Origin of the sequence: Pseudomonas sp. UBA1879, assembly GCF_002338065.1 — a bacterium.
Lineage (GTDB): Bacteria > Pseudomonadota > Gammaproteobacteria > Pseudomonadales > Pseudomonadaceae > Aquipseudomonas.
Genome location: NZ_DDHJ01000025.1, coordinates 635 through 12,990, shown reverse-complemented (window position 1 = coordinate 12,990; position 12,356 = coordinate 635). Strand labels below are relative to the sequence as shown.

General features: G+C 59.7%; 11 protein-coding genes and 1 pseudogene. 6 read left to right on the top strand and 6 right to left on the bottom strand.

What is annotated here, in order from left to right:
- The first annotated feature begins 61 nt into the window (after positions 1–61).
- The 4 genes and pseudogenes from ppa to B3N48_RS25825 all read left to right on the top strand — a co-directional run.
- Entirely contained in the window at positions 62–589 is a 528-nt protein-coding gene (gene ppa, locus B3N48_RS25840) for an inorganic diphosphatase (protein ID WP_166597457.1), read from the top strand.
- Between the two features lie 445 nt (positions 590–1,034).
- Positions 1,035–1,766 (top strand): LexA family transcriptional regulator, encoded by a 732-nt coding sequence (locus tag B3N48_RS25835; RefSeq protein ID WP_296188564.1) that lies wholly within the window; start codon positions 1,035–1,037, stop codon positions 1,764–1,766.
- 374 nt (positions 1,767–2,140) lie between these two features.
- Entirely contained in the window at positions 2,141–2,602 is a 462-nt protein-coding gene (locus B3N48_RS25830) for a YccF domain-containing protein (protein ID WP_296188562.1), read from the top strand.
- A 90-nt stretch (positions 2,603–2,692) separates the two neighbouring features.
- Positions 2,693–2,994, top strand: a pseudogene (locus B3N48_RS25825) (L-threonine dehydrogenase); the annotation flags it as partial.
- 12 nt (positions 2,995–3,006) lie between these two features.
- On the opposite strand, the gene B3N48_RS25820 reads toward B3N48_RS25825, so the two are convergent.
- The 6 genes from B3N48_RS25820 to B3N48_RS25795 all read right to left on the bottom strand — a co-directional run bounded on the left by B3N48_RS25820 (position 3,007) and on the right by B3N48_RS25795 (position 9,078).
- The gene (locus tag B3N48_RS25820) at positions 3,007–4,350 is read right to left on the bottom strand and encodes a type II toxin-antitoxin system HipA family toxin (protein WP_296188560.1); all 1,344 of its coding nucleotides are present in this window, start codon (positions 4,348–4,350) and stop codon (positions 3,007–3,009) included.
- Positions 4,347–4,610: a helix-turn-helix domain-containing protein gene (locus B3N48_RS25815; RefSeq protein ID WP_296188558.1), complete on the bottom strand. Its 264-nt coding sequence runs from the start codon at positions 4,608–4,610 to the stop codon at positions 4,347–4,349. Before B3N48_RS25815 ends, B3N48_RS25820 begins: the two co-directional genes overlap by 4 nt.
- Positions 4,611–4,775: 165 nt before the next feature.
- Positions 4,776–5,672, bottom strand: coding sequence for a LysR family transcriptional regulator (locus B3N48_RS25810; RefSeq protein ID WP_296188557.1), 897 nt, complete (start codon positions 5,670–5,672; stop codon positions 4,776–4,778).
- Positions 5,673–5,728: 56 nt separating this feature from the next.
- Entirely contained in the window at positions 5,729–6,481 is a 753-nt protein-coding gene (locus tag B3N48_RS25805) for a maleate cis-trans isomerase family protein (RefSeq protein WP_296188555.1), read from the bottom strand.
- Between the two features lie 136 nt (positions 6,482–6,617).
- The gene (locus B3N48_RS25800) at positions 6,618–8,003 is read right to left on the bottom strand and encodes an MFS transporter (protein ID WP_296188553.1); all 1,386 of its coding nucleotides are present in this window, start codon (positions 8,001–8,003) and stop codon (positions 6,618–6,620) included.
- Between the two features lie 124 nt (positions 8,004–8,127).
- A complete protein-coding gene (locus B3N48_RS25795; RefSeq protein ID WP_296188552.1) occupies positions 8,128–9,078 on the bottom strand; it encodes a LysR family transcriptional regulator in 951 nt (316 codons plus the stop codon).
- Between the two features lie 120 nt (positions 9,079–9,198).
- On the opposite strand from B3N48_RS25795, the gene B3N48_RS25790 reads away from it, so the two are divergent.
- Both B3N48_RS25790 and B3N48_RS25785 read left to right on the top strand, forming a co-directional pair.
- Positions 9,199–10,380 (top strand): fumarylacetoacetate hydrolase family protein, encoded by a 1,182-nt coding sequence (locus B3N48_RS25790; protein WP_296188550.1) that lies wholly within the window; start codon positions 9,199–9,201, stop codon positions 10,378–10,380.
- Positions 10,381–10,446: 66 nt separating this feature from the next.
- Positions 10,447–12,231 carry an IlvD/Edd family dehydratase gene (locus B3N48_RS25785; protein WP_296188548.1) on the top strand — a complete coding sequence of 595 codons (1,785 nt, stop codon included), beginning with the start codon at positions 10,447–10,449 and terminating at the stop codon, positions 12,229–12,231.
- Positions 12,232–12,356: the final 125 nt, after the last annotated feature.

The window sequence follows — 12,356 nt, the reverse complement described above, 5'->3', positions numbered from 1 at the left end:
CGGGCCACTTTTGGCGCTGGACGCCAGATTCTGAATGGTCAACCAAGGGGGGCAAAGCCCAATGAGCTACAGCAAGATTCCGGCCGGCAAAGACGTGCCGAATGACATCTACGTCGCGATCGAGATCCCGGCCAACCACGCGCCGATCAAATACGAAATCGACAAAGAAAGCGACGCTCTGTTCGTTGACCGCTTCATGGCCACCCCGATGTTCTACCCGGCCAACTACGGTTTCATCCCGAACACCCTGGCTGACGACGGCGACCCCCTCGACGTGCTGGTCGTGACCCCTTACCCGGTTGCGCCAGGTTCGGTCATTCGCGCTCGCCCAGTCGGAGTGCTGAACATGACCGACGACGGCGGCGGCGATGCCAAAGTCATCGCAGTCCCGCACGACAAGCTGTCCCAGCTGTATGTCGACGTGAAGGAATACACCGACCTGCCGCCACTGCTGATTCAGCAGATCGAGCACTTCTTTGCCAACTACAAAGACCTCGAAAAAGGCAAATGGGTGAAGATCGAAGGCTGGGCAGGCGCTGATGCCGCACGCGAAGCCATCACCAAATCCGTCGCTGCCTACAAAGGCTGATCCGGATCGCCACCTCCGAGGCGCCTGTCGCTTCGGAGGTAGCAGTCACCTCTCACGCGACTTCGTTGCGCCTTCAACCTCATATATTGCCCCTCGTCATGTCTTTCGCACTTTTTTTGCAGCAGTGCGACCGAAGAAATGTTTAAATCAGCGCCACATCAAACACGGTGTTTAATGCAGTCGTTACTCACGGCATTTCTGGAAAGAAACTCCGCAACAGTACTCGCCAATAAGGCTCTAGTTCGCCTCCTCTCGCGCCAACAGCCCCAAGCCAGGCCGTCCACGCCTTTCAACCATTGTTGAGCGCCTGCAAAACAGTGAATGAATCGCCCTACAACTACGGTCGGAAGTTGTAATCCCCACCATCTTTGGCAACTTTGACTGCCCGCGCATTTGAACACTTCGTTCATTTAAACAAACTTGAACCGCACGTAAACTTCGCCTCATGAATACATCAGGTGATCGACTACGCGTTCTTCTTCGGGAGTGCCATCTCTCCGCAACGGACTTCGCCGCCAACCGCAAGGTAACGCCGCAACACGTGAACAATTGGTTCAAACGCGGCATCCCCATGGCGCGCATGGAAGAAGTGGCCGAACTGCTCAGCGTCAACGTGCGCTGGCTGCGCAGCGGCGAGGGCCCCAAACACCCCGGCGAAGGCCGCGACAAAACCGGCGTGGACGCCGTGACCCGACAGCGCACCGGACGGCACGTCGCGCGTGAAGAGCTGGACATGCCGTTCTATTGCGAACTGGAAACCCGCACCCCCGGGCAGAGCGTCGTCGGCGAAATCCCTCATCACAAAGTGCGTCTGGCGCGACGCGTGCTCGACGCCATGGACGTGAACCCGCACAACGCCATCTGCGTCGCCATGGTCGGCAACAGCATGGCCGACAAGATTCAGGACGGCTCGCTCATCGGCGTGGACCGTGGACGCGTCAACGTCATCGACGGCGAAATCTATGCGATCGAACACGACGGCATGCTGCGGGTGAAATACCTCTATCGCCTCCCCGGCGGCGGCCTTCGCCTGCGCAGCCACAACGCCAGCGAATACCCGGACGAAATCTTCAGCGCCGAGCAGATACAGGAACAACACATCCACATTCTCGGCTGGATCTTCTGGTGGTCCACCCTCAACAATCGCCGCCACCCCGCCACCCTGCCCGATGGCTGAACCTGTGCATATGAGAGATAAAGACGTAGCGCGGCGCATCAAGACTGGGCAGACAGCAGCAGAGTGCGTATCCTGCACGCCTTCGTTTCAACACCGGTCGGCTACCCGCGGACAGGTGGCCGACCAGACGCTCCCACGGGGCACGTCTGGTCTACCTCACAAGCGCCTGCACGCAGCGCGCACTTTTGCGGACGGGTGCGATGAGCCAAAAACTCACCAAACCTGTCACCGAGAAGCCGGCCACAAGCCGGCTTTTTAATGTCCGCTTATCGAGACTTTGCACGTTTCAGCATCTTTTCCAGATGAAGGCACCGTGCTAGCCTTCCGTCCCCGCTGTACCTCAATGGACTGAGTTCTCAAACAAGGAGTAAGCAATGCGCGCTATCGGCAACTTTTTGTGGTTCATCCTCGGTGGTCTTTTCATGGGCCTGGCCTGGTGGATCATCGGCGTCCTCGCCTTTGTGACTATCATCGGCATCCCGTGGGGCAGGGCCTGCTTTGTGATCGGGCAGTTTTCCTTCTTCCCCTTCGGCAAAGAAGCCATCAGCCGTAAAGAACTGCACTTGAAGGATGACATCGGCACCGGCGGCCTAGGCCTGCTGGGCAACATCGTCTGGTTTGTCCTCGGTGGATTCTGGCTGGCGTTGGGGCATGTGATGTCGGCCCTCGCGTGCTTCATCACCATCATCGGCATCCCCTTCGGAATTCAACATCTGAAACTGGCTGGCATCGCCCTCGCACCGATCGGGAAGACCATCGTAGCCAAGGAAGTCGCCGAAATGGCGAGGAAGGCGAATGCTGAGGAGTCGGTCAGGGCCTTGCGGGCTAACGCTTAACGCTCAGCCGCACTTTCATACTCGCCTGTTGCAAGGGCAGGCGAGTACCCGTCGGCTTGAAGTCATGACGACCGCGCCTCGCGCCGTTCCATAGCAGATCTCACCTGCCACGTGAAAATGGCCATCGTTGACCGCAACGTCACCCCGCTTCTGTCCGTAAACGAACCCTTCGCTGATGGCTGCGATGCCGAAAGGCCTGACCGCCACCACAGGCATCGACGCACTGAATCATGCCATCAAAGCCTACGTCTCAACGGCCGCAACGCCGATCACCGACGTCTGCCCACTGAAAGCCGTCGAGCTGATTTCTGCCAACCTGCGCACCGCCGTGGCCAACGGCAGCGACATGCCCGCGCGAAAACATGGCGTACGCGCAGTTCTTGGCAGCGATGGGGTCACGCAAGCTACTTGGGTCGCCGAGGTGCCAATAGTTCAGAACGACCAATCTGAACACGTCCATTGTCCGCTGCACGCGGCCCTGAAAATCCCGCCTCGCTAATGGCGGCATCCAGCCCTCGCAGATGCGGTGCAGATTTCGCGCTACGTAATGTTTCCATACCTTCGTTCCACGCATGAACCATGTGCTTGGCGACGTCCCGCCACGCAGGTTCATTTTTCGACGCTTGGATCAGCTCTTTACCCACCTCAACAGCAGACTCGCAAAGCTGCTCGACCATCGCCGCATATTGCCTCGGGGGGATGCCTAAAACACTGTTAAAGAAGACCTCCAGCGTCCGCCCCGGTGTCCAGGTCTGACGCCCGCCAACGGGCAGCCCTGGCGGATTGGTCGCGAAACGGGGATAGGCCTGAGTGGTGACGAGGTCATAGATTGGCGTGTAGGTCACGTCGCCCCGAGAGGTGTAATAGAGCGCGATGTTTTTAGCGTGGCAATCAGCATTGCGAACGACGTAGTTCGTCAGGATCTGCCAACCAAAATGCTCCCGCGCATTCCGCATCCGCTCACTGGGGATATAAGGTCGAGTGGCATTCCACACACGCTCGGTCGTGGTTGCATATTTTTCATGGGGCGGCAGGCCGAGAAGGCCGCAGGCATCTTCGACGCCGTAAAGCGGACGCCCTTGTTGGTCGACGTCGAAACGGTCTACGACCAGCACGCGACCGTCTTCGGACATTTGGCACGTGGCGACCGACACGACCTGTAGCCGCGCAAGCACCCTCATCGTGTAGAACTCGTTGAAACCCAGATAAGGCGTGGTGTCGTCCGAGCCCTTGATGATGTGAAAGCCCGTACGGATCGTCGGCTTTCCGAGCGGGACGTCAGTTGGCTCGACGTCATGGGCGATGAATTTTGGGACTACCCCAGAGACCGCTGCGCGGGCGTAGCGTCTGACCAGCTCTGCGAAATGCTCGGTGGTGTTCTCCGCTTTCAACAGCTGTTCGATTTCCAGTGGGGCCATTGCCACGCCAGGCGCGACGCCTTCCGGGGTCACCGCGACGCGCCCGATACCCGCACCGCCAATGACAGCGAGCAAGGACAGATCGGTGCCATCCAGAAGCGGCCCGAATTCTTCCCGAATGACGCCGAGTAGATACCCTTCAGGCAGGTTTTGCCGGAAGAATGGAAACAGATCGCGCGGCCAGCGCCACGGCGCCTCACGAACCGGTAAGGCAAGGCTCACAAAACCTGTAACGGAAGTGCCCGGCAGGTAGTGGAGAACATACTCGTCGCGCTCGCGATAAAGCTGGGCGACCTTATTGGCGCCGACATGCACATCCAGGCGCATCATTCGAACGCCCCTGAACGCTGCTCTGCCAGGATGTCCTCAACCGTCCGTTGATGACCGGCCCTCACCAGTTTCAAGTTATACCCTGCTGCTTCGAGTAGGCGGACTAACGCTGAAACGCTCATATCACCTTTGGCCAGGGTTTCCATGCGGGCGACGGTCGAGCGCGACACGCCCGCTCGACTGGCGATGGCTTCTTGGCTTAGTTGGGCCTCGCTGCGCGCGTGCTTGAGCATCTCGGCGATATCGAAAAGAGTAGACACGTTGTAGCCCTCAAGCATCAAAAACGTAGGTAATGCCTATTTTTGTAGCCCATGAGACACAACAATTCAAGACAAGAATGATCGGGAGGCAAACCGGAAAGGCTGATGCTGTAGCCCGCGAGCATCAAAACCAATGCAAAAAAGGTTTTTTGTAGCCCAGAAGCATCAATCCGCCTGCGGTTCGGCTTTTAGGATGTGCTCAAGAAACAGCCCCGCCGCTGTCGACAGTCCTTCTTTCGCCCTCACGCAAACGCTCAACTCCCGACTCGCCCACGCTTCATCCAGATGCACCGCCTTTGCACCCTCGAGTTTGTAAATGCCTACGCTGCCCTCGGGCATTATGCCGATGCCGACGCCTGCTTGGACCATGAGGCAAAGTGCGTCGTAGCTGGAGACTTCCATGCGGATTTTCAGGGAGCGACCGAGGTCATTGGCGGCTTTGATCAGTTGAAAGTTGAGGTGGGTGCCGCTGCGCAGGGTGACGTATTGATGGTCGAGGGTGTCGTTGAGGCAGACGCAATCCCGCTCGGCCAAGGGGTGGTCGTTTGGCACGAGCAGGACGAGTCGATCGGTGCGAAAGGGGAAGACTTCGATGTCGGCGCCGTGGGGCAAGCGGGTGAAGATGCCGATGTCGGCGCGGTTTTCGGCGACAGCTTTGGTGATGGACAGGCTTTGCTGTTCTTCGAGGCTGATGTTGATCAGCGGGTAGTGAGCCATGAAGGATTTGATCAGGCTGGGCATGAACTGGGTGATGGCGGAGATGTTGGCCAGAACGCTGACCGAGCCGCGCCGACCGTGGGAATAGTCGCGCATTTGCACAACGATTTCATTGAGGTTGTTCAGGGCGCTGCGGGCCATGAACAGCAGCGACAACCCTGCGTCGGTCGGGGCGATGCCTTTGTTGGTGCGGTTGAGCAGTTTGGAGTCGAGCAGCTCTTCCAGTTCGCTGAGCCGCTTGCTCACTGCCGCCGCGGCGATGTGTTCACGCTTGGCAGCGGCGGCAATGGTGCCTTCTTCGACGACGCTGACGAAAAGACGCAGCGAGACAGGGTCGAGCTTCATGGGGGGTACCGGGCGTTGGCCTGTGTGGCCGCCATAGTACCCCGTCACGTGGTGGGTCAGAACTGGCCCGAGAGCAGATGGCCAGCGTTGGGTACCTGTGCTTTGAGGCCCAGGGTTTTCAGCATTTGGTAGACGGTGGCCACTGAGGCCGATAGCACAGGTTTGTCGAGGCGGTCCTGTACGACCTGGATCGCTGGCAGCGACGGCATCTGAACGCAGCACGACAGAACGACGCCATCGGCTTGTCCGATGTTGAGCTTGTCGGCGTGGGCCACGAGGTTCATTGGGTCCAGACGACCGACTTCAAGGTTGTCGGACACTTCCAGGCTGATGGAATCCACCACTTCGATGCCCGCCGCTTCGATGTAGTCGATGACTTGCTGGGTCAGGGGCTTCATGTACGGGGTGATGATCGAGACTTTCTTGTAGTTGAGCAGGTTGAGGCTGTCGATCAGCGCGCCCGCCGAGCTGAGTACCGGGGCGTTGGACTTGTTGGCAACGACCGTTTTGCCCAGACGTTCCTGCGAGACTTTGTGGTAACCCGCACCCTGACACATGATCGCCACCAGGCAGGCATAGGCCATGACATCCACCCGTGCATCGCTCAGTTCCAGCGCGCAACGGTCGCTGTCAATGTCCATCTTTTTCAGTTCTTCAGGGCTGACATGCATCATGCGCATGCGCGAAGAGTGGAAGGTGAAGTGCTCTTCCGGAAACAGACCGTAGCGCGAGGTCAGCATCGCCGGGATTTCGGTTTCCATGGTGGTGTTGGAGCTGGGAACGATCTGGCCGATACGAAAGTTTTTCATGGGCTCTCCTTCATTTCGCCGGTGGCGAGTGGTCATGTCAGACCGATGTTAGGAGTGCGTGGGCGGGGCGTATATCAGGCATTGACGAGCCTGCCATCGCGTACGGCGATGGCAGGTGTGTGAAGGAAGGGGACCATCAGGCCTGGGGCAGCGCACCACTCGGCACAGGCGCCGCTTGGTCATGACGTTGCAGCATCGAACGCGGAATCGACAGGATCAGGCCTGCACTGACGAACAAACAGGCGCCCAGTACGTAGGTGCCGTTGTTGATGTTGCCGGTCAGGTTCTCCGCGACGGCGGTGATCATCGAGCCGGTAAAGCCCGACAAGTTGCCGATGGCGTTGATCATGCCGATGCCTGCGGCGGCGGCCACGCCCGACAATACCGTGCCAGGCAGGGTCCAGTAGATCGGCATCAGGCTCAAGACGCCGGACGCCGAAACGCTGAGGAAGATGATCGACAGCACGACGTTGTTGGCGAAATAGGCGCTGAGGATCAGGCCAATGCCACCGATTATGGCGGGAATCGCCGCATGCAATCGGCGCTCGCCGGTCTTGTTGGAGTGGCGCGCGTTGAGGGTCATGGCGATGACAGCGATGCCGTAGGGAATGGCGGTCAGCAGGCCAATGTCCAGCGGGTTGGAAATGCCGGCGCTTTTGATGATCGAGGGCATCCAGAACGCCAGGCCGTAGAAGCCGGTGTTGAAGGTCAGCAGGATCAGCACCAGCAACCAGACCCGACCGTTGAAAAACACCTCGCGCAGGTTCGACGCTTTGCCTATGTTGTCGGTTTGCAGGTTGGCCTTGAGCATCGCCTTCTCTTCTGGCGAGAGCCATTTGGCGGCATCGATGTTGTTGGCCATGAACGCCAGCACCACGAACGCCATGATCACCGACGGAATGCCTTCAATGATCAACAGCCATTGCCAGCCGGCCATGCCCTGCACACCTTGCATGCGCGTCATCAGCCAGCCGGAAACCACACCGCCCAGTGTCAGACTGATCGGCATGGCCATCAGGAAGCCGGACATCACGCGGCTCTGACGGCGAGTCGGAAACCAGTAATTGAGGTAAAGGATGACACCCGGAAAGAACCCCGCCTCACAAATGCCGAGCAGAAAGCGCAGCACGTAGAACATGGTTTCCGACTGGATGTGAAAGAACGTCGCCAGTGGCACGGTGAACGCTACGGCCATCGAGATGATGGCCCAACTGAGCATGATCCGAGCGATCCAGAACCGAGCGCCGAACCGGTGCAACAGCAGGTTGCTTGGCACTTCGAAGATGAAATAGCCCCAGAAGAAGATGCTCGCGCCCAATGCGTAGACCGTGTTGCTGAATTGCAGGTCATTGAGCATGTCGAGCTTGGCGAAGCCAATGTTCACGCGGTCGAGATACGCCGCCATGTAACACAGCAGCAGGATGGGGAGGATGCGCAGGATGACCTTGCGGTAGGTGCGATCTTCGAAGCTGGCTTGCCCGGCGCCCGAGGAATCGGGCAGGCGATCAGATGCGGTTGCCATGGTGGGACCTCCAGGCACATGACGCGCCTGTATTGTTGTTATGGGGGTCGAGACACGAGCGGATGTTACTGACAACCGACAGATGAAGAATAATGAGATGTTTCCATTGATCGATAACCCGGAGTTATCGCGTCACGAGCGACCCCCCTTGTGTGTTCGCCAGGAGAATTTTGGCAAATTCCGACGCCGCGCCCAGCAATGGCTCGCCCTTGCGGGTGAGGATTCCGTAGTCCTGCGGAGCCAGTTTCAGCGGGGTGTTGAGTACCTTGAGCAGACCACTTTCCAGATGCGGCTGAGCCATTGCAGCAGGCAGCATCGCGATCATCGGGCCGGATTGCAGCACTTGAAGGAAGGTCTGCATCGAGATGGTGTCGATGGTGTTTCTGGGCAGCGGGATGCCCGCCTTGGCAAATGCCTGCTCCATCCGCGCGCGGATTGGAGTGCCCACCGGGTAGAGAATCCACGGCCAGTTGCCCAATTCCTCGAGCGGCGTCTCTTTCAATTCGTTAAGCGGGTGGTGGCTGTTGACGACCATGCAAAAGGGCTCGGGCGCCAGCGCCTGGAAGTCATAGACCTGCTGCTGGTTCTCATCGGTGTACCGGGCCACGGCCAGATCGAGCTTCTTGTCGTCGAGCATTTCCATCAAATGGTCGCTGGTCTGCTCTACGATCTCGATCGACAGCAATGGCCAGCGCTGTTTCAACTGCACGATGGCGCTGGGCAGCACGACGGCCGTGGCCGCGAAGATAGCGCCCACTTTCAAAAATCCGTGACCCCCTTCGCGCAGGCTGCTGATCTGGTCGACGAACTTATTCGCGTCGTTCAGGGCGATCTGCGCATACCGCACCACGTGCTCACCCAGCGCGGTCGGTGGCATGTTGCGTGGCAGACGCTCGAACAGGTCGAACCCCAGCAGCCGCTCGATCTCGCGCAGCATCTTGCTGACAGCGGGTTGGCTGAGGTTCATGTGCACTGCGGCGGCGTGCATGTTTCGGGTATGCGCCAGGGTGTCGATTAGCACGAGATGCTTGAATTTGAGCCAGTTACAGACCGTTGAAAAAGACAGATCGGACATGGAGACAGCCTCGATTGGCGATAACCCAGTGTTATCGATAATTGAGCAGATGTCATTGGAGTTTATCGCCGACGCTCATTAGGGTCGGTATCAAAAGCACAAGAACCTTCGAGGACTGCCATGCCCATTCAACTCACTCCCGAGAACACACTGCCTGCCGACGGCCTGAACGGAACCTTGATTGGCCGCGCCTGGGTGCCGGGCAACGTCAGCGGGCCCTCTCCCGTGGTCCTGCGCAGCGACGGGGTGTTCGATTTGTCTGAACGTTTCGCTACGTTGAGCGAGTTGCTGGAATCGGAATCTCCCCTCAAGGCGGTGCGTGAAACCCAAGGCACGCTGATTGCCAGCCTCGAAGATTTGCTCGCCAACTCCAGCACCACGCCGGACCTCGGCAAAGCTTTCCTGCTGGCGCCTGCCGACCTGCAAGTGATCAAGGCCGCCGGGGTGACCTTCGCCGCCAGCATGATCGAGCGCGTGATCGAAGAGCAGGCCGCAGGCGACCCTGCCAAGGCCGAGAGTGTGCGCGCCATCGTTCAAGGCGCCATTGGCGATAACCTGCGCAATATCAAGCCCGGCTCCGATCAGGCCAGCACCCTCAAGGCGCTGCTGATCGAGCAAAAAATGTGGTCGCAATACCTGGAGGTCGGCATCGGCCCGGATGCCGAGATTTTCACCAAGGCGCCAGTGCTGGCCTCGGTCGCCAGTGGCAGCCAGATCGGCATTCACCCAAAATCGGAATGGAACAACCCCGAGCCGGAAGTGGTGCTGGCCGTGAACAGTCGCGGGCAGATCCAAGGCGCGACCCTCGGCAACGACGTCAATCTGCGTGATTTCGAGGGCCGCAGCGCGTTGCTGCTCAGCAAGGCCAAGGACAACAACGCGTCTTGCGCCATTGGCCCGTTCATTCGGCTGTTCGACGAGACCTTTTCGATGGACGACGTGCGCAGTTGCGTTGTCGATCTGCACGTAAAAGGCGAAGACGGCTACGTGATGAAGGGCTCCAGTTCAATGTCGCAGATCAGCCGCGATCCCGAAGACATCGCAGCCCAGGCGCTCAACGAAAATCACCAGTACCCGGACGGCTTCTTGCTGTTCCTCGGCACCCTCTTCGCCCCCACCGAGGACCGCGACACGGTGGGCGGCGGCTTCACCCATAAACTGCTGGACCAGGTCAGCATCAGCAGCCGGTTGCTCGGCGGCCTGCACAACGAAGTGACCCACAGCAGCCTCGCGACACCGTGGACATTTGGCGTAGGCGCACTGTTTCGCAACCTGGCCGAACGTGGATTGCTGTCGCGCTGATCCGTGCGTTGGCGCCATGCTGTCGCGGCGCCTTCAGATACCCCAATTACAAGAGAAACCCGAACCATGTCCGACTCACCGAAACGTCCCCTGCGCAGCCAGCAATGGTTCGACGACCCCTCACACGCCGACATGACGGCCCTCTACGTCGAGCGCTACATGAATTACGGCCTGACCCGGGAAGAGCTGCAATCTGGACGGCCCATCATCGGGATCGCCCAGACCGGCAGCGACCTGGCCCCCTGCAATCGCCATCATCTGGAGCTCGCGCAGCGAGTTAAAGCGGGAATTCGCGACGCGGGCGGGATCCCCATGGAATTCCCGGTCCACCCTATGGCCGAACAGACCCGTCGCCCGACCGCCGCGCTGGACCGAAATCTGGCCTATCTGGGCCTCGTCGAGATCCTGCACGGCTATCCGCTCGACGGCGTGGTGCTCACCACCGGCTGCGACAAAACCACCCCAGCGTGTCTGATGGCAGCCGCGACCACTGATCTGCCCGCCATTGTCCTGTCGGGCGGGCCGATGCTCGACGGTCGGCACAAAGGCGAACTCATCGGCTCCGGCACTGTGCTGTGGCATGCGCGCAATCTGCTCTCGGCGGGCGAAATCAATTACGAAGGCTTCATGGAAATGACCACCGCAGCCTCGCCGTCGGTGGGCCACTGCAACACCATGGGCACGGCGCTGTCGATGAACGCGCTGGCGGAGGCGCTGGGCATGTCATTGCCCGGCTGTGCTAGCATTCCGGCGGCCTACCGTGAACGGGGCCAGATGGCGTACATGACCGGCAAACGCATCTGCGACTTGGTCCGCGACGACGTGCGCCCCTCACAAATCATGACCCGCGAGGCCTTCGAGAACGCCATCGCCGTCGCCTCGGCCCTCGGCGCGTCGAGCAACTGCCCGCCGCATCTGATCGCCATTGCGCGGCACATGGGAGTCGAACTGAGCCTGGACGACTGGCAACGCATCGGCGAAGACGTGCCGTTGCTGGTCAATTGCATGCCGGCGGGCAAATACCTTGGCGAAGGCTTCCACCGCGCGGGCGGGGTTCCGGCGGTGATGCATGAACTGCAGAAAGCCGGAAAGCTGCATGAAGATTGCGGCTCGGTGTCGGGCAAAACCGTTGGCGAGATTGTGCGCAACGCGGCCGCCCACGACGCCGACGTCATCCGGCCTTATGAAGATCCGCTCAAGCACCGCGCGGGTTTCATCGTGCTGAGCGGGAATTTTTTCGACAGCGCGATCATGAAAATGTCGGTGGTCGGCGAGGCGTTTCGCAAGACGTACCTGTCCGAACCGGGCGCGGAGAACAGTTTTGAAGCGCGGGCTATCGTGTTTGAAGGGCCTGAGGATTATCACGCGCGCATCAACGACCCATCGCTGGACATCGACGAGCGTTGCATTCTGGTGATCCGTGGCGCAGGCACCGTGGGTTATCCGGGCAGCGCCGAGGTGGTGAACATGGCGCCACCCGCCGAGCTGATCAAACGCGGCATCGATTCTCTGCCCTGCCTGGGCGACGGACGCCAGAGCGGCACGTCGGCCAGCCCTTCGATTCTGAACATGTCGCCGGAAGCGGCGGTCGGCGGGGGACTGGCGCTGTTGAAGACCAATGATCGGCTGCGCGTGGACCTGAACAATCGCAGCGTGAACGTCCTAGTCAGCGACGAAGAAATGGCCGAGCGCCGCGCGCAGTTCGAACCGAAAATGCCTGCATCGCAAACACCGTGGCAGGAGCTGTACCGTCAGTTGGTAGGGCAGTTGTCCACAGGCGGCTGCCTTGAACCGGCGACGTTGCATCTGCGGGTCATCGCCCGAAGCGGCGAGCCACGCCATTCGCATTGAGTCACGGTGGCGCGTGCGCCTGTTCGTACAGCACGTACAAAGAAGTGCCGGCAAGGTTGGGGTGTGGCGGGATTTTTCGCATGACTCGCACCCCGCGAGTCGGCTTGCCGGCGATTCACAAAACT